Origin of the sequence: Enterobacter sp. E1, assembly GCF_016809815.1 — a bacterium.
GTDB lineage: Bacteria > Pseudomonadota > Gammaproteobacteria > Enterobacterales > Enterobacteriaceae > Enterobacter > Enterobacter adelaidei.
The window spans coordinates 759,850-776,366 of the sequence record NZ_JAFBJM010000001.1 but is presented as its reverse complement, the minus strand read 5'-3'; the positions used below and the strand labels follow the sequence as shown (position 1 = coordinate 776,366).

The window sequence follows — 16,517 nt, the reverse complement described above, 5'->3', positions numbered from 1 at the left end:
ATCACAAATAAATAACATTTTCCATCAGGACGGTTGACAGCGGGCAGTGGATGAAAATAAATGTCTATACAACCCATGACAAGTGGAATACCCATGCAGCAGCTTCATTCCGACGATGTAATATGGCGAAATGCGCGACTGGCAACGATGGATCCGGAAGGCGCCGCGCCGTATGGCCTGAAAGAGCAACACGCTCTGGTGGTGCGCGGCCAAACCATTCAGGCCGTGATCCCTGAATCTGAAATACCTTCAGGACACCGTCACAGCGTCGATCTTCAGGGACGTCTGGTTACACCAGGCCTGATTGACTGCCATACCCACCTGGTGTTTGGCGGCGATCGCGCGGCAGAATGGGAGCAGCGTCTGAACGGTGTCTCTTATCAAACAATCAGCGCCCAGGGAGGCGGGATTAACGCTACCGTGACGGCGACGCGCAACAGTTCACCGGAAACGTTGCTTAAACTGGCCCAGCAGCGGCTTCAGCGTCTGATGAATGAAGGTGTCACCACGGTTGAAATCAAGTCCGGATACGGGCTAAATGCCGATGCCGAGGAGAAGATGCTGCAGGTTGCACGCCAGCTGAGCCTCAATAATCCGGTTGATATCAGCCCAACGCTGCTGGCGGCTCATGCGGTTCCGCCGGAATTCCGACAGGATCCGGATGCGTACCTCACGCTGGTCTGTGAGCAGATATTGCCCGTGCTGTGGCAAAAAGAATTGTTTGAAGCTGTCGACGTATTTTGCGAAAACGTCGGCTTTACCCCGTCGCAAACCGAGCGCCTCTTTAAGGCGGCAACCGCGCTCGGTATCCCGGTGAAGGGGCATGTTGAACAGCTCTCAAATCTGGGTGGCGCAGCGCTTGTCAGCCGATATAAGGGGCTGTCGGCCGATCATATCGAATACCTGGATGATGCAGGCGTTCAGGCGATGGCGCAAAGCGGGACCGTTGCCGTATTGTTGCCGGGCGCGTTCTATTTTCTTCAGGAGCGCCAGCGTCCGCCGGTTGAACAGCTCAGAAAACAGGGGGTACCGATGGCCGTCGCGACCGACTATAACCCCGGAACCAGCCCGTTTGCCAGCCTGCACCTGGCGATGAACATGGCCTGCGTCCAGTTTGGGTTGACTCCTGAAGAGGCCTGGGCTGGCGTCACGCGCCATGCCGCGCAGGCGCTGGGCCGTGGCGCAACCCACGGACAGCTGCGGGCAGGGTTTGTCGCTGATTTTATCGTCTGGGATGCTCACCATCCGGTTGAGATGGTCTACGAGCCGGGACGCAATCCGCTATATCAACGTATTTTCCGTGGGGAGGCAGTATGAGGTTATGGCGGCCGGTAGCCGAAACGGTCTGGCAGGGGCGCGACGACAGCGCCGAGGCCAGCAACGCAAAGCGCATTTTTCAGACGATACGGCAGCAGCCGAATTTCACGCCGCTTCCATCCGGCATCGCGCTGATAGGCTTTGAATGTGATGAAGGGGTTAAACGCAATCATGGCAGGCCCGGCGCCGTGCAGGCACCGGATATGCTGCGGAAAGCGCTGGCGAATATGGCAAGCCATCAGGGGCACGAACGGCTGGCGGATATGGGCTCGTTTTATGTTGAAGGCGACGAGCTGGAAGCGGCACAGCAGGCGTTAAGCGATGCCGTCACGGCCTGCCAGCAGTCCGGAATGCGCACGCTGGTCTTTGGCGGCGGTCATGAGACCGCGTGGGCGCATGGTCGGGGCATTCTGGATGCGTTCCCGAGCGAGCGCGTGGTGGTGATCAATCTTGATGCCCATCTTGACCTGCGCAAGGCCGACCGGGCGACGTCCGGCACCCCGTTTCGCCAGCTGGCGCATTACTGCGATGAGCGCGGGCGGGAGTTTCAGTACGCCTGCTTTGGCGTGAGCCGGGCGGCGAACACGCTGGCGCTGTGGGATGAGGCCGAACGCCTGAACGTCACGCTGGTGGAAGATCTCCATTTCAGGCGCGATGCGCTACCCGCACTGGAAAAGGTGCTGGCGCAGGCCGATCGTATCTATCTGACGATCGATCTGGACGTCCTCCCCGCGAGCGAAATGCCTGCCGTGTCCGCACCGGCCGCGTTAGGCATACCGGTGCTGGATCTTCTGCCGGTTATCGAACAAATCTGCCGCAGCGGTAAGCTACAGGCCGCCGATCTGGTAGAGTTTAACCCGCAGTACGATCGGGACGGACAGGGCGCAAAGCTTGCCGCCCGTCTGGCCTGGCAAATTGCTCACTGGTGGGCATAACACTATTCAAGGAGTCACGATGTTTTCACGCTCACCTCTGCCGCAGTCGAGCCCTCCCGCACCTTTCTACGAAAAGGTGAAGCAGGCGATAAGCGAAAAAATCGCCACCGGCGTCTGGCGGCCGCACGATCGCATTCCCTCGGAAGCCGAGCTGGTGGCGCAGTTTGGTTTTAGCCGGATGACCGTCAACCGGGCGCTGCGCGAACTGACCGACGAAGGTCTTCTGGTGCGCTTGCAGGGGGTCGGAACGTTTGTGGCAGAACCGAAAGGGCAATCTGCCCTGTTTGAAATCCGCAGTATTGCCGATGAGATCACCGCGCGTAACCATCAGCACCGCTGTGAGGTGCTGGTGCTCGAAGAGACCCAGGCCAGCGCCGAGCAGGCCGTAGAGCTGAATGTCAAAGAGGGGAGCCGGATCTTCCACTCCGTGATGGTGCATTTCGAAAACGACATTCCGGTGCAGATTGAAGATCGCTGCGTTAACGCCGAACGGATACCGGACTACCTGAACCAGGATTACACCCACACCACGCCGCACGCCTACCTTTCGCTTGTTGCACCGCTGACGGAAGGGGAGCACATTGTGGAGGCCGTGCGCGCCACGCCGCAGGAGTGTGAACGGCTGCGCATTAAAGAGCACGATCCATGCCTGCTGATCCGTCGTCGTACATGGTCGTCATCGCAAATTGTGTCGCATGCCCGGCTGCTTTTCCCGGGTAACCGTTACCGGCTGCAGGGCCACTTTATGTCATAAGTTTTAAAAGCGTGATAGCTAACGCAATATAACAAAATTGTATCTTTTTTGTTAAAACTGACCTTGTGTGTGCTTGTCTATACAAGTATATCTAAATGCATCATCTGTCCCGTATGAGGAGCACACAATGTCGTCAGGTAAATACCGCCAGCAGGATGTCCGCGCTCCGCGCGGCACCACCCTTACCGCAAAAAGCTGGCTCACCGAAGCCCCGCTGCGCATGTTGATGAACAACCTTGATCCTGAGGTCGCGGAGAACCCCCACGAGCTGGTGGTCTACGGCGGCATAGGCCGCGCCGCGCGCAACTGGGAGTGCTATGACGCAATTGTAAAATCTCTGACTCACCTCGAACACGACGAAACCCTGCTGGTGCAGTCCGGCAAACCGGTTGGCGTATTCAAAACGCACAAGAACGCGCCGCGCGTGCTGATTGCTAACTCTAACCTCGTGCCGCACTGGGCCACCTGGGAACATTTTAACGAGCTGGACGCTAAAGGGCTGGCGATGTATGGCCAGATGACCGCGGGTAGCTGGATCTACATCGGCAGCCAGGGAATTGTCCAGGGCACCTACGAGACCTTCGTGGAAGCCGGTCGCCAGCACTATAACGGCTCGCTGAAAGGCCGCTGGGTGCTGACCGCGGGTCTGGGCGGCATGGGGGGGGCGCAGCCGCTGGCCGCCACGCTTGCCGGCGCGTGCTCGCTCAACATTGAGTGCCAGCAGAGCCGCATTGATTTCCGTCTGCGTACCCGTTACGTCGACGAACAGGCAACCAGCCTGGACGATGCGCTGGCGCGTATCAAAAAATACACGTCTGAAGGCAAAGCGGTGTCGATTGCCCTGTGCGGCAACGCGGCAGATATTCTTCCTGAACTCGTCGCCCGCGGCGTCCGTCCGGATCTGGTTACCGACCAGACCAGCGCTCATGATCCTTTGCACGGTTACCTGCCAAAAGGCTGGACGTGGGAAGCCTACCAGCAAAAAGCGGAAACCGACCCGGAAGGTACGGTTCTTGCTGCCAAACGTTCCATGGCAGAACACGTCTCCGCCATGCTCGCCTTTAGCAAGATGGGCATTCCTACCTTTGATTACGGCAACAACATCCGCCAGATGGCGAAAGAGATGGGCGTGAATAATGCCTTCGACTTCCCGGGGTTCGTTCCTGCTTATATTCGCCCGCTGTTCTGCCGCGGTATCGGTCCGTTCCGCTGGGTTGCCCTGTCCGGTGACCCGGAGGATATCTACAAAACCGACGCCAAAGTGAAAGAGATTGTCGCGGATGACGAACACCTGCACCACTGGCTGGATATGGCCCGCGAGCGCATCAACTTCCAGGGCTTACCGGCGCGCATCTGCTGGGTAGGGCTGGAGTGGCGGCAAAAACTGGGTCTGGCCTTTAACGAAATGGTGCGCAGCGGCGAAGTCTCCGCGCCGATTGTGATTGGTCGTGACCATCTGGACTCCGGTTCCGTTGCCAGCCCGAACCGTGAAACCGAAGCCATGCGCGACGGTTCGGATTCAGTCTCCGACTGGCCTTTGCTGAACGCCTTACTGAATACCGCCAGCGGCGCGACCTGGGTATCGCTGCACCACGGTGGCGGCGTGGGGATGGGCTTCTCCCAACATTCCGGGATGGTTATTGTCTGTGACGGAACGGATGAAGCTGCTGCGCGTATCGCTCGCGTGCTGCACAACGACCCGGCAACCGGCGTGATGCGTCACGCAGACGCTGGTTACGAGATTGCCATTGAATGTGCCAAAGAGCAGGGGCTAAACCTGCCGATGATCGCTGCCACACAAGGAAATCATGAATGAACGCCTTAACACTTACCCCCGGCTCACTGACGCTCAAACAACTGCGTAACGTCTGGCGTCAACCGGTCACGCTCTCGCTTGATGAAAGTGCCCACGCCGCGATCAACGACAGCGTTGCCTGCGTCGAAGCCATTGTTGCCGAAGGGCGCACCGCCTACGGGATCAACACTGGTTTTGGGCTGCTGGCGCAGACACGTATTGCGACACACGATCTGGAGAACTTACAGCGTTCGCTGGTGCTTTCACACGCGGCGGGGGTTGGTCAGCTGCTGGATGATGAGATTGTCCGCCTGATGATGGTGCTAAAAATCAACAGCCTGGCGCGCGGTTTCTCGGGCATTCGCCTGAGCGTGATCCAGGCGTTGATGGCGCTGGTGAACGCAGAAGTCTATCCGTGGATCCCGGCAAAAGGTTCTGTCGGTGCATCCGGCGATCTCGCGCCGCTGGCGCACATGTCCCTGCTGCTGCTCGGTGAAGGGCAGGCGCGCTGGCAGGGTGAGTGGCTTCCTGCGAAAGAGGCGCTGAAAAAAGCCGGGTTGAACCCGATCACCCTGGCGGCAAAAGAGGGGCTGGCGCTGCTGAACGGTACTCAGGCGTCGACGGCATTCGCTTTACGCGGCCTGTTTGAGGCTGAAGATCTGTTCGCCTCAGCAGTGGTGTGCGGTGCCCTGACGACTGAAGCCGTACTGGGCTCGCGTCGCCCGTTTGACGCGCGTATTCACGAGGTGCGCGGCCAGCGTGGGCAAATTGATGCCGCCGCGATGTACCGTCATGTACTCACCGAAACCAGTGGTATTGCAGATTCACACCACAACTGTGAAAAGGTGCAGGATCCATATTCCCTGCGTTGCCAGCCGCAGGTAATGGGCGCGTGCCTGACGCAACTGCGCCAGGCGGCAGAGGTATTGCTGGTGGAAGCCAACGCGGTGTCCGATAACCCACTGGTATTCGCGCAGGAAAATGAAGTGGTGTCCGGGGGCAACTTCCACGCCGAGCCGGTGGCAATGGCGGCGGATAACATTGCCCTGGCGATTGCTGAAGTCGGTGCGTTGTCCGAGCGTCGCATTGCGTTGATGATGGATAAGCACATGTCTCAGCTGCCACCGTTCCTGGTACGTAACGGCGGGGTTAACTCGGGCTTTATGATTGCCCAGGTGACGGCGGCGGCGCTGGCGAGCGAGAACAAAGCCCTGTCGCATCCGCATAGCGTGGACAGCCTGCCAACGTCAGCAAACCAGGAAGATCACGTTTCGATGGCTCCGGCTGCCGGGCGTCGTTTGTGGGAGATGGCATCCAACACCCGTGGCGTGCTGGCGGTGGAATGGCTGGCGGCGTGTCAGGGAATCGATCTGCGCGAAGGGCTGAAATCCAGTCCGCTGCTGGAACAGGCGCGTCATGCGCTGCGCGAGCATGTATCGCATTATGACGACGACCGCTTCTTTGCGCCGGATATTGATAAAGCGATGCAGCTTCTGGAAGAAGGGCGGCTGGTGGGGCTGTTGCCTTCGGTGCTGTGATTTTTTGCCCGGTGGCGCTGCGCTTACCGGGCCTACGAGTGCGAAATCCAGGCCGGGTAAGGCGTAGCCGCCACCCGGCTTTTTTTATGAATACATCGCCGTAATCGACGCGCTGCCCAGTGAATGGAAATGTACGTTAAACCCCACCATCGCGCCGCTCGCCCCTTCATCCACCTCAATCTTGTCCACATCCAGCGCATGCACCGTGAAGATATAGCGGTGGGTTTCCCCTTTTGGCGGTGCTGCGCCACCGTAACCCGCTTTACCAAAATCGGTACGGGTCTGAATCGCGCCTTCAGGCAGAGCAACCAGGCCAGAGCCGGAACCCTGTGGCAGTACGCGTGTGTCGGCGGGCAGGTTCGCCACAATCCAGTGCCACCAGCCTGAGCCTGTCGGTGCATCCGGGTCGTAGCAGGTGACCACAAAACTTTTGGTTCCGGCCGGAACCTCGTCCCACGCCAGATGCGGGGAGATATTATCCCCCTGGTACCCCATGCCGTTGAAAACATGACGCTCCGGCAGTTTTTCACCGTCGCGCAGATCTTTACTGATGATTTTCATACGCTTTACCCTCGTTAATCACTCGTGCAGAAAGTGTAATGCATAGGGTTAAATCGCGAAATGCGCGGGAAGATTAACGGCTTCGACGACAGCGTCGGTGAGCTTACGCAACTGAACGGGCGTAATGATATACGGCGGCATCAGATAGATAAGCTTGCCGAAGGGGCGAACCCAGACGCCACGTTCGACAAAGAAGCGCTGCAGCGCTGCCATATTCACCGGATGGGTGGTTTCAATCACACCAATGGCGCCCAGCACGCGTAAGTCCGCCACAAAATTCGCACCCGAGGCGGCGCTCAGCTCTTCTTTCAACTGCGTCTCTATCGCCGCAACCTGCGTTTGCCACTCGCCGCTTTCCAGAATGGCAAGGCTTTCGCTCGCCACCGCACAGGCCAGCGGATTGCCCATAAACGTCGGGCCGTGCATAAAGCAGCCCGCTTCACCGTCGCTTATGGTGTCGGCAACGTGACGGGTGGTGAGTGTGGCGGAAAGCGTCATCGTACCGCCGGTGAGCGCTTTACCCAGACACAGAATATCTGGCGCGATGCCCGCATGTTCACAGGCAAACAGCTTACCCGTACGGCCAAAACCGGTGGCGATCTCATCGGCAATCAGCAGAATGCCCTCGCGATCGCACATCTTGCGGATACGCCTCAGCCACTCCGGGTGGTACATCCGCATCCCGCCGGCACCCTGCACAATAGGCTCCAGGATCACCGCGGCGATTTCGTGACGATGCGCCGCCATCAGGCGGGCGAAACCGACCATGTCCATCTCGTTCCACACGCCGTCGAAGCGACTCTGCGGGGCCGGAGCAAACAGGTTTTCCGGCAGATACCCCTTCCACAGGCTGTGCATGGAGTTGTCCGGATCGCACACCGACATCGCCCCGAAGGTATCGCCGTGATAGCCGTTGCGGAAGGTCAGGAACCGCTGGCGCGTTTCGCCCTTCGCGTGCCAGTACTGCAGCGCCATTTTCATCGCCACTTCCACCGCCACGGAGCCGGAGTCGGCCAGGAACACGCACTCAAGCGATTCAGGCGTCATCGCCACCAGGCGACGGCATAAATCCACCGCGGGCTGATGGGTTATCCCGCCAAACATCACGTGCGACATCTGGTCAATCTGCGCTTTCATCGCCGCATTCAGGCGCGGGTGGTTGTACCCGTGAATAGCTGCCCACCAGGAAGACATCCCGTCAACCAGCGGCTCACCGCTGGCGAGGTGTAGCTCGCAACCGTGAGCAGAAGCCACCGGATAAACGGGAAGGGGGCGGGTGGTGGAGGTGTAAGGGTGCCAGATATGCTGCTTGTCGAAGGCGAGATCGTCCTGGGTCATAATCGACTTGTAAACCATTTTGAAAAGTTTTAGGTTTACGAGTATAAACCGAACCGAAAATTAACAAAACCCTTTGGAGAAGCCCAATGGCTCACCACGCACGCTGGACGATGTCGCAAGTCACTGAATTATTTAACAAGCCTTTCCTTGAGCTGATGTTTGAAGCCCAGCAGGTACATCGTCAGCACTTCGACCCCCGCCATGTACAGGTCAGTACGCTGCTGTCGATTAAGACCGGTGCCTGCCCGGAAGATTGCAAATATTGCCCACAGAGCGCGCGTTATAAAACCGGTCTGGAATCTGAACGGCTGATGGAAGTCGAGCAGGTGCTAGACTCCGCCCGTAAGGCGAAAAACGCTGGCTCGACCCGCTTCTGCATGGGCGCCGCGTGGAAAAACCCGCACGATCGCGATATGCCGTATCTGGAGCAGATGGTAAAGGGCGTTAAGGAGATGGGACTCGAAGCCTGTATGACCCTTGGCACGCTGAATGAAGAGCAGGCGCAGCGCCTCTCTGCGGCAGGCCTGGATTACTACAACCACAACCTCGACACGTCGCCAGAGTTTTACGGCAATATCATCACCACGCGAACCTACCAGGAGCGTCTGGACACGCTGGATAAAGTCCGTGATGCCGGTATTAAGGTCTGTTCAGGCGGTATTGTGGGCTTAGGTGAAACGGTGAAAGATCGCGCGGGCCTGCTGCTGCAGCTGGCGAACCTGCCAACGCCGCCGGAAAGCGTGCCGATCAACATGCTGGTGAAGGTCAAAGGCACGCCGCTGGCGGATAACGAAGACGTGGATGCATTTGACTTTATCCGCACCATTGCGGTGGCGCGTATCATGATGCCGACCTCTTTCGTTCGCCTCTCCGCCGGTCGCGAGCAGATGAACGAGCAGACCCAGGCGATGTGCTTTATGGCCGGGGCCAACTCCATCTTCTACGGTTGCAAGCTGCTGACCACACCGAACCCGGAAGAGGACAAAGACGTTCAGCTGTTCCGTAAGCTGGGGCTTAACCCGCATCAGACCGAGGTGCTGACGGGTGATAACGAGCAACAGCAGCAGCTGGAGCAGCAGATTTTCAACGCCGACACCGACCAGTTCTACAACGCGGCAGCCATATGACCTGGCAGGCACGTATCCATTCCGCGCTGGAAGAGCGCCGGGCGGCAGAGGCGTTTCGCGTCCGCAGGGTGGTTGAAAACGGTGCAGGCCGTTTTCTTACCCGTGATAACCGGCAGTTTTGTAATTTCTCCAGCAATGATTATCTCGGGCTGAGCCAGCATCCGGCCATCGTTCGCGCCTGGCAGCAGGGGGCGGAGCGATTTGGCGTGGGTAGCGGCGGTTCGGGACATGTTAGCGGATACACTACAGCGCATCAGGCGCTGGAGGAGGAGCTTGCGGACTGGCTGGGTTACCCGCGTGCATTGCTGTTTATCTCTGGTTTTGCCGCCAATCAGGCGGTTATCGCTGCCCTGATGGGAAAAGATGACCGCATTGTCGCCGACCGTTTAAGCCACGCCTCGCTGCTGGAGGCGGCAAATTTGAGCCCGGCTCAGCTGCGCCGTTTTGCCCATAACGATGCGGGACAGCTTGCTATGCTGCTGGATAAACCCTGCGACGGGCAACAACTGGCAGTCACGGAAGGGGTGTTCAGCATGGACGGTGACAGTGCGCCGCTTGCCGCGCTGCACGAGGCAGCAAAAAGGCAAAACGCCTGGCTGTTGGTCGACGATGCCCACGGTATTGGTGTGATGGGGGATGAAGGGCGCGGCAGCGCGCACCAGCAAGGCGTGAAGCCGGAACTGCTGATTGTGACCTTCGGCAAAGGCTTTGGCGTGAGCGGAGCCGCTGTATTGTGCAGTGAGTCCGTTGCTGACTATCTGTTGCAGTTCGCCCGGCATTTGATCTACAGCACCAGCATGCCACCCGCCCAAGCCGTGGCGTTATCTGCGTCAATGGCGGTGATCCGCAGCCAGGAAGGCAAAGAACGTCGTGCGCGTCTGGCGGAGCATATTCAGCGTTTTCGTCAGGGGTTGTGCCATCTTCCTTTCCGCAGTACCGATTCGCAAAGCGCCATCCAGCCGGTGATCGTGGGTGAAAACAGTCTGGCCCTCACGCTGGCAGAGACGCTGCGCGAGAAGGGAATGTGGGTCACTGCCATTCGTCCACCCACCGTGCCACCGGGCACGGCGCGTTTGCGTCTGACCCTGACGGCGGCGCACGAAGCAGAGGACATTTCGGCACTTCTGGAGGCTCTGTATGTCGCCAGTCAATAAACAGGCCATTGCGGCAGCGTTTGGCCGGGCGGCACGCAGCTATTCGCAGCATGATGAACTCCAGCGCCAGAGTGCACGGGGGTTACTGGCTTTACTCGGCGCGAGCCGTTTTGCGCAGGTGCTGGATGCCGGATGTGGTCCCGGCGGGAATAGTCGATACTGGCGCGAGTCGGGAAGCCACGTTACGGCCATTGACCTGTCATCAGACATGCTTGATGAGGCGCGTCATCAGCAGGCTGCGCATCACTATCTGGTGGCGGATATCGAGGCCATTCCGTTGGCTGAGGCACAATTTGATCTGGTCTGGAGCCATCTGGCAGTGCAATGGTGTAACAGCCTGCCACTGGCGTTAAGCGAGCTTTACCGCGTGGCCCGTCCGGGTGGCAAGGTGGCCTTTACCACGCTGCTGGAAAGCTCGCTACCGGAGCTGGATCAGGCGTGGCGAGCGGTGGATGAACAGCCGCATGCCAACCGATTTTTATCGCATGATCAGGTCACGCAGGCGCTGGCAGGCTGGCGCTATCGAAGCACGGTGCAGGTCATCACCCTCAATTTCAGCGATGCCGTCAGTGCCATGCGCTCGCTCAAGGGCATTGGTGCCACGCACCTGCATGCCGGACGCGAGAAAAAGCCTCTCACTCGTGGGCAGTTGCAACACCTGGAGCTGGCCTGGCCACAGCAGCGGGGGCATTTCCCGCTCTCTTATCAACTTTTTCATGGGATTATCGAACGTGACTGAACGTTATTTTGTCACCGGAACGGATACGGAAGTGGGCAAAACAGTTGCCAGTTCTGCACTGTTACAGGCGGCGCGTCAGAGGGGAAAAACAACTGCTGGCTATAAGCCTGTTGCCTCCGGCAGCGAGATGACTGCGGAAGGGTTACGCAACACCGACGCGCTGGCGCTGCAGCGTAACAGCACCCTTAAACTCGACTATTCAGCGGTGAATCCCTACACCTTCGCCGAGCCGACGTCGCCGCACATTATCAGCGCCGACGAAGGCCGACCGATTGATTTCACCGCGCTGTCTGCCGGGTTGCGGACACTGGAAAACCAGGCAAACTGGGTGCTGGTGGAGGGGGCAGGCGGCTGGTTTACGCCGCTTTCGGACACGCAGACATTTGCTGACTGGGTACAGGCCGAGCGGCTCCCGGTCATTCTTGTTGTCGGCGTCAAGCTGGGCTGCATCAATCACGCTATGTTGACCGCACAGGCCGTACAGCAGGCTGGACTGCGTCTGGCGGGCTGGATTGCCAACGATGTGGTTGAACCGGGTAAACGGCACCAGGAGTATCTGGCTACGCTCAGGCGTGTCCTTCCCGCGCCGTGCCTCGGGGAAATTCCCTGGCTTGCTGACGGCGCGGAAAATGCCGAAACGGGTCATTATCTCGATCTCAGCGTCTTGCTTCCCGCGACATCCAGTGAGCGATGAGCTCGTCATCCAGTTCCTTAACGTGGCCCTGCGCCACGTTACGCCCGCGATAGAGCATACAGAAACGGTCCGCAACCCGGCGGATAAACGACAGCTGCTGTTCAGCTAATAACACCGTCATACCTAACTCCCGGTTTAAGCGCGCCAGCAGCTGCCCCAGTTTCTGTGCAAAGCCATGACCTGCACCATGCATGGGTTCATCCAGAATCAGCATTTGCGGGCGATTCACCAGCGCATTGGCCAGAGCCAACTGATACTGGTCGTCCGGTAAGAGCGCGTTGGCGCGGGTCTGTCGCAGCGCGTAGAGCTCCGGGAAAAGGTCGTAAACATCGCTTTTTGCTTCCGGGTCGGGTTTTCCCGTTGCCCGCATGGCAATATGCAGATTCTCCTCGATCGTTAACTGGGAGAAAATCCGCCTGTCCTGCGGGACATAGCCTATTTTCGGGTCTGAACGTTGTTCTGATGGCGGGTTGAGCAAATCACATGGCGGGGCCCCTGCTTCATGCCAGATAATCGTGCCGCTCTCGACGGGCAATTTGCCGGCGATGCAATTCATGAGCGTGGTTTTTCCCATTCCCGGCAGGCCAACTACGCCTGTACACATCCCCTGCGGAAAATCTAAATCCACGTTCCATAGCGTATGTTGGCTTCCGTAAAACTGATTCACTGCACGCAGACTCAACATCTTTCTCTCCTTAAAAATGTGTGTAGGTGAGGCTCATTTTTGATTGTGCAAAACTCCTGCCATAAACCTGAAAGTGATTAAAAAAAGAGCTTTTTTAGGAGTAAGCCTCAACGTTGCGGGATGACAAATTGACGATTTGCACATCGACGGTGCCGGAGATGTTGAGTTGTGGTGCAAGGCAGGAAATGACGGAAATGTGAGCAAGATCCCATCGGTTGGTTATGAATGACGCAACTGTTAATCATCAAAAAATAGCTATAAAAATTTTTTGTTGCTGTCTCATGGGAAAATCCGGGAATTTGCTGAGCGGCAGTCTGCACGGGCTGGAAGCAGTTATCCACTATTCCTGTGGATAACCATGTGCATTAGAGTTAGAAAACACGCGATAAGCGAGAGAAGACGCGGCTTACGCCCAAATTGGCGCGAAACGCGGCTTTAGGAAATATCGCTTATTATTTAATTGGTTAGATAAAAGCAATTCCCGTAATGAAAGTGTCACCGGTTGCCATAAAACTATCATTACCTGGCTTGACAAATGTTAAAAAAGAAAAAGTTCTGGGGATAACCTGGCCCGGGTGGTGTTTTATGTTGTCAGAGTCCAAACTTTGACCGCTATTGCGCTAATCATTCAGACGCTACTCTAAATATCCTGACATGCTACTGGTTTTTCATCCAGTGTTTTTTACTGGCATTCCTGGCAACAAGGAGTAAAATTACTCACCTGCCGCTTATAACGTCATCAGGTTGTCGCCCATGAGTAAACCGTTCAAATTGAATTCTGCTTTCCGTCCATCTGGCGATCAGCCTGAGGCGATCCGTCGTCTGGAGGAGGGGCTGGAAGATGGGCTGGCGCACCAGACGCTGCTGGGGGTAACCGGCTCGGGCAAAACGTTTACCATTGCCAACGTTATCGCGGACCTCCAGCGTCCCACAATGGTGCTTGCCCCCAACAAAACCCTGGCCGCGCAGCTTTATGGTGAGATGAAAGAGTTCTTCCCGGACAACGCGGTGGAATATTTTGTCTCCTACTACGATTACTACCAGCCTGAAGCCTATGTGCCGAGTTCTGACACCTTCATTGAGAAAGATGCCTCGGTAAACGAACACATTGAGCAGATGCGTCTTTCCGCAACGAAGGCGCTGCTTGAGCGTCGTGATGTGGTGGTGGTGGCGTCTGTTTCTGCGATCTACGGTCTGGGCGATCCGGATCTGTATCTCAAGATGATGCTGCACCTGACGCAGGGGATGATCATCGATCAGCGTGCGATTTTACGCCGTCTCGCAGAGCTGCAGTACACCCGCAACGACCAGGCGTTCCAGCGTGGCACCTTCCGCGTACGCGGCGAGGTGATCGACATCTTCCCGGCAGAATCGGATGACATGGCGCTGCGCGTCGAGCTGTTTGACGAAGAAGTTGAACGCCTGTCGCTATTTGACCCGCTGACCGGCCACATCGAGTCGGTGATCCAGCGTTTCACCATCTACCCGAAAACGCACTACGTCACGCCACGCGAGCGTATCGTGCAGGCGATGGAGGAGATCAAAGTGGAGCTGGCCGAGCGCCGTAAGGTGCTGCTGGCGAACAATAAGCTGCTGGAAGAGCAACGTCTGAGCCAGCGTACCCAGTTTGACCTTGAGATGATGAACGAGCTGGGCTACTGCTCCGGCATCGAAAACTACTCACGCTTCCTCTCCGGGCGCGGGCCGGGCGAGCCGCCGCCGACGCTGTTTGATTACCTCCCGGCAGACGGTTTGCTGGTGATCGACGAATCCCACGTCACTATCCCACAGATCGGCGGGATGTATCGCGGTGATCGCGCGCGTAAAGAGACGCTGGTGGAGTATGGTTTCCGACTGCCATCGGCGCTGGATAACCGTCCGATGAAGTTTGAAGAGTTCGAGGCGCTAGCGCCGCAAACCATTTACGTGTCGGCAACGCCAGGCAACTACGAGCTGGAGAAATCAGGCGACGAGGTGGTTGATCAGGTGGTGCGTCCAACAGGGCTGCTGGACCCGGTCATTGAAGTTCGGCCGGTGGCGACGCAGGTGGATGACCTGCTTTCCGAGATCCGCGCCCGTTCCGCAATTAACGAGCGCGTGCTGGTGACCACGCTCACCAAGCGCATGGCAGAAGACCTGACCGAGTATCTGGAAGAGCACGGCGAGAAGGTGCGTTATCTGCACTCGGATATTGATACGGTTGAGCGTATGGAGATTATCCGCGATCTGCGTCTGGGTGAGTTCGACGTGCTGGTGGGGATCAACCTGTTGCGAGAAGGTCTGGACATGCCGGAAGTCTCGCTGGTGGCGATTCTGGATGCAGACAAAGAGGGCTTCCTGCGTTCTGAGCGTTCGCTGATTCAGACCATTGGCCGCGCCGCGCGTAACGTTAACGGTAAAGCGATTCTGTACGGCGACAAAATTACGCCGTCGATGGCGAAAGCGATTGGTGAAACGGAGCGCCGCCGCGAGAAGCAGCAGCGCTACAACGAAGAGCATGGCATCATCCCTCAGGGGCTGAACAAGAAGGTGGTGGATATCCTGGCGCTGGGTCAGAACATTGCGAAGACCAAAACGAAAGGTCGCGGCAAGGCGCGTTCAGTGGTGGAAGAGGATACCGTCGTGCTGACGCCGAAAGCGTTGCAGCAGAAAATCCACGAGCTGGAAGGGCAGATGATGCAGCACGCGCAGAATCTTGAGTTCGAAGAGGCGGCGCAGATCCGCGACCAGTTGCATCAGTTGCGGGATCTTTTCATCGCGGCATCGTAGTGGATTTTGCCCGGTGGCGCAGCGCCACCGGGGATATTTGGTTATCCCAGCGCCTGAATCGCTTTCTCCAGCGCCTCACGCAGCAGGTGGCGGTCATGGCGGTATTTGATGTCTGTGGCCTCCAGCGGCTCCTGCACTACCAGACGATCGCCGATACCGGATACATCAACTTTCGGCCCGACTACCACACCGTCAATGATCTTCTTCCCGACGTAATGCTCCATTAAATTCAGTTTGTCCGGCAGTGACAAGCTCGCCGCTGCAGGGCTCAGCTCACGGCCCAGGTTACCGATGTAAACCATCGGGGCAGGGGTGCGTCGCAGCGCCTGTGCCAGCTCTTTCACCAGCAGAATCGGCATCAGGCTGGTATAAAAACTGCCCGGACCGATCAGGATAAGATCCGCTTCCCCGATTGCCTCCACCGCTTCTCGCGTGGCGGGTACGCTCGGGTAGGTCATTAACTCTGTTGGCGGCAGGACGAGTTGGTCAATATTCACCTCGCCGTAAACTTCATGTCCTTCGGCATCGATTGCCATCAAGTCAACCGGTTGTTCAGACATAGGGATCAGGAATGCATCCACTTTAAGCAGATTACGGATTAAATTGATGGCTTCCAGAGGCCGTACGCTCAGGTGATCAAGCGCCTTTAACATTAAGTTTCCGAGGTTATGCCCGGAAAGTTCGCCATTACCGCCAAAACGGTACTCAAACATCGCCGAAGCAACGCTCGGTTCAGTAATTAACTGGTTCAGACAGTTGCGCATGTCTCCCCAGGCAATGCCGCCTTCGGCACGACGGATGCGTCCGGTTGAGCCACCGTTATCGGTGGTGGTTACTATCCCTGTCAACCTTGAGCCGAGCGACGACAAAGAGGACATCACCCGACCCAGACCGTGGCCTCCGCCAAGAGCGACTACCCGGTCAAGATCCGCAAAAGTGCGATTGCGCATACGTATTCCTTATCACGTTTGATCGCGTAACAGTAACCTAACTACCCCTAAAAGACGATGCCTCAGCCGATGCAAAATGACGTATATCAATGTGAAAGTGCGGTTTTTAGGTATTCTGTAGTGAAAATGCAGGATTGATTCGTTATATAGATGATTATATA

The 16,517-nt window shown here is 57.4% G+C and carries 14 protein-coding genes; 10 read left to right on the top strand and 4 right to left on the bottom strand.

Features of this window, described 5'->3' with window-relative positions; translation table 11 throughout:
* Positions 1–93 precede the first annotated feature (93 nt).
* The 5 genes from hutI to hutH all read left to right on the top strand — a co-directional run bounded on the left by hutI (position 94) and on the right by hutH (position 6,339).
* Entirely contained in the window at positions 94–1,317 is a 1,224-nt protein-coding gene (hutI, locus tag JGF26_RS03830) for an imidazolonepropionase (RefSeq protein ID WP_134707329.1), read from the top strand.
* Positions 1,314–2,252, top strand: a complete 939-nt coding sequence (gene hutG / locus JGF26_RS03825) for a formimidoylglutamase (RefSeq protein WP_134707330.1) — start codon at positions 1,314–1,316, stop codon at positions 2,250–2,252. The genes hutI and hutG overlap by 4 nt, the downstream gene beginning before the upstream one ends.
* A gap of 19 nt (positions 2,253–2,271) precedes the next feature.
* Positions 2,272–3,006 carry a histidine utilization repressor gene (locus tag JGF26_RS03820; protein ID WP_108090563.1) on the top strand — a complete coding sequence of 245 codons (735 nt, stop codon included), beginning with the start codon at positions 2,272–2,274 and terminating at the stop codon, positions 3,004–3,006.
* A gap of 127 nt (positions 3,007–3,133) precedes the next feature.
* The gene (gene hutU, locus JGF26_RS03815; RefSeq protein WP_134707331.1) at positions 3,134–4,822 is read left to right on the top strand and encodes a urocanate hydratase; all 1,689 of its coding nucleotides are present in this window, start codon (positions 3,134–3,136) and stop codon (positions 4,820–4,822) included.
* Positions 4,819–6,339 (top strand): histidine ammonia-lyase, encoded by a 1,521-nt coding sequence (gene hutH / locus JGF26_RS03810; RefSeq protein ID WP_134707332.1) that lies wholly within the window; start codon positions 4,819–4,821, stop codon positions 6,337–6,339. The genes hutU and hutH overlap by 4 nt, the downstream gene beginning before the upstream one ends.
* 84 nt (positions 6,340–6,423) lie before the next feature.
* Here the strand turns inward: hutH and JGF26_RS03805 are convergent, their stop codons facing one another.
* Positions 6,424–6,900, bottom strand: a complete 477-nt coding sequence (locus tag JGF26_RS03805; protein WP_014883071.1) for a kinase inhibitor — start codon at positions 6,898–6,900, stop codon at positions 6,424–6,426.
* 48 nt (positions 6,901–6,948) lie between these two features.
* Positions 6,949–8,256 carry an adenosylmethionine--8-amino-7-oxononanoate transaminase gene (gene bioA, locus JGF26_RS03800; protein ID WP_134707333.1) on the bottom strand — a complete coding sequence of 436 codons (1,308 nt, stop codon included), beginning with the start codon at positions 8,254–8,256 and terminating at the stop codon, positions 6,949–6,951.
* 68 nt (positions 8,257–8,324) lie between these two features.
* Here bioA and bioB point away from each other — a divergent pair, with 68 nt between their 5' ends.
* Genes bioB through bioD form a run of 4 tightly spaced genes read left to right on the top strand, consistent with a single transcriptional unit; the run spans position 8,325 to position 11,952 of the window.
* On the top strand, positions 8,325–9,365 hold the full coding sequence (gene bioB / locus JGF26_RS03795) for a biotin synthase BioB (RefSeq protein ID WP_134707334.1): 1,041 nt from the start codon (positions 8,325–8,327) through the stop codon (positions 9,363–9,365).
* Positions 9,362–10,519 (top strand): 8-amino-7-oxononanoate synthase, encoded by a 1,158-nt coding sequence (gene bioF, locus JGF26_RS03790; RefSeq protein WP_128347841.1) that lies wholly within the window; start codon positions 9,362–9,364, stop codon positions 10,517–10,519. Before bioB ends, bioF begins: the two co-directional genes overlap by 4 nt.
* Positions 10,503–11,258, top strand: coding sequence for a malonyl-ACP O-methyltransferase BioC (bioC, locus tag JGF26_RS03785; RefSeq protein WP_134707335.1), 756 nt, complete (start codon positions 10,503–10,505; stop codon positions 11,256–11,258). The genes bioF and bioC overlap by 17 nt, the downstream gene beginning before the upstream one ends.
* Positions 11,251–11,952 (top strand): dethiobiotin synthase, encoded by a 702-nt coding sequence (gene bioD / locus JGF26_RS03780; protein WP_167587145.1) that lies wholly within the window; start codon positions 11,251–11,253, stop codon positions 11,950–11,952. The genes bioC and bioD overlap by 8 nt, the downstream gene beginning before the upstream one ends.
* Here the strand turns inward: bioD and JGF26_RS03775 are convergent.
* Positions 11,915–12,637: an ATP-binding cassette domain-containing protein gene (locus tag JGF26_RS03775; RefSeq protein ID WP_028019393.1), complete on the bottom strand. Its 723-nt coding sequence runs from the start codon at positions 12,635–12,637 to the stop codon at positions 11,915–11,917. The two genes, bioD and JGF26_RS03775, sit on opposite strands and share 38 nt — an antisense overlap.
* A gap of 753 nt (positions 12,638–13,390) precedes the next feature.
* Here JGF26_RS03775 and uvrB point away from each other — a divergent pair.
* Complete coding sequence (gene uvrB, locus JGF26_RS03770) at positions 13,391–15,406, top strand: excinuclease ABC subunit UvrB (protein WP_049006456.1); 2,016 nt, start codon at positions 13,391–13,393, stop codon at positions 15,404–15,406.
* Positions 15,407–15,447: 41 nt separating this feature from the next.
* Here the strand turns inward: uvrB and yvcK are convergent, their stop codons facing one another.
* Positions 15,448–16,356, bottom strand: coding sequence for a uridine diphosphate-N-acetylglucosamine-binding protein YvcK (gene yvcK / locus JGF26_RS03765; RefSeq protein WP_028019391.1), 909 nt, complete (start codon positions 16,354–16,356; stop codon positions 15,448–15,450).
* Positions 16,357–16,517: the final 161 nt, after the last annotated feature.

Bases quoted from the DNA above. Each gene is read 5' to 3' on its own strand.
- hutI (WP_134707329.1), top strand. From the start codon at position 94: ATGCAGCAGCTTCATTCCGACGATGTAATATGGCGAAATGCGCGACTG.
- hutG (WP_134707330.1), top strand. From the start codon at position 1,314: ATGAGGTTATGGCGGCCGGTAGCCGAAACGGTCTGGCAGGGGCGCGAC.
- JGF26_RS03820 (WP_108090563.1), top strand. From the start codon at position 2,272: ATGTTTTCACGCTCACCTCTGCCGCAGTCGAGCCCTCCCGCACCTTTC.
- hutU (WP_134707331.1), top strand. From the start codon at position 3,134: ATGTCGTCAGGTAAATACCGCCAGCAGGATGTCCGCGCTCCGCGCGGC.
- hutH (WP_134707332.1), top strand. From the start codon at position 4,819: ATGAACGCCTTAACACTTACCCCCGGCTCACTGACGCTCAAACAACTG.
- JGF26_RS03805 (WP_014883071.1), bottom strand. From the start codon at position 6,900: ATGAAAATCATCAGTAAAGATCTGCGCGACGGTGAAAAACTGCCGGAG.
- bioA (WP_134707333.1), bottom strand. From the start codon at position 8,256: ATGGTTTACAAGTCGATTATGACCCAGGACGATCTCGCCTTCGACAAG.
- bioB (WP_134707334.1), top strand. From the start codon at position 8,325: ATGGCTCACCACGCACGCTGGACGATGTCGCAAGTCACTGAATTATTT.
- bioF (WP_128347841.1), top strand. From the start codon at position 9,362: ATGACCTGGCAGGCACGTATCCATTCCGCGCTGGAAGAGCGCCGGGCG.
- bioC (WP_134707335.1), top strand. From the start codon at position 10,503: ATGTCGCCAGTCAATAAACAGGCCATTGCGGCAGCGTTTGGCCGGGCG.
- JGF26_RS03775 (WP_028019393.1), bottom strand. From the start codon at position 12,637: ATGTTGAGTCTGCGTGCAGTGAATCAGTTTTACGGAAGCCAACATACG.
- uvrB (WP_049006456.1), top strand. From the start codon at position 13,391: ATGAGTAAACCGTTCAAATTGAATTCTGCTTTCCGTCCATCTGGCGAT.
- yvcK (WP_028019391.1), bottom strand. From the start codon at position 16,356: ATGCGCAATCGCACTTTTGCGGATCTTGACCGGGTAGTCGCTCTTGGC.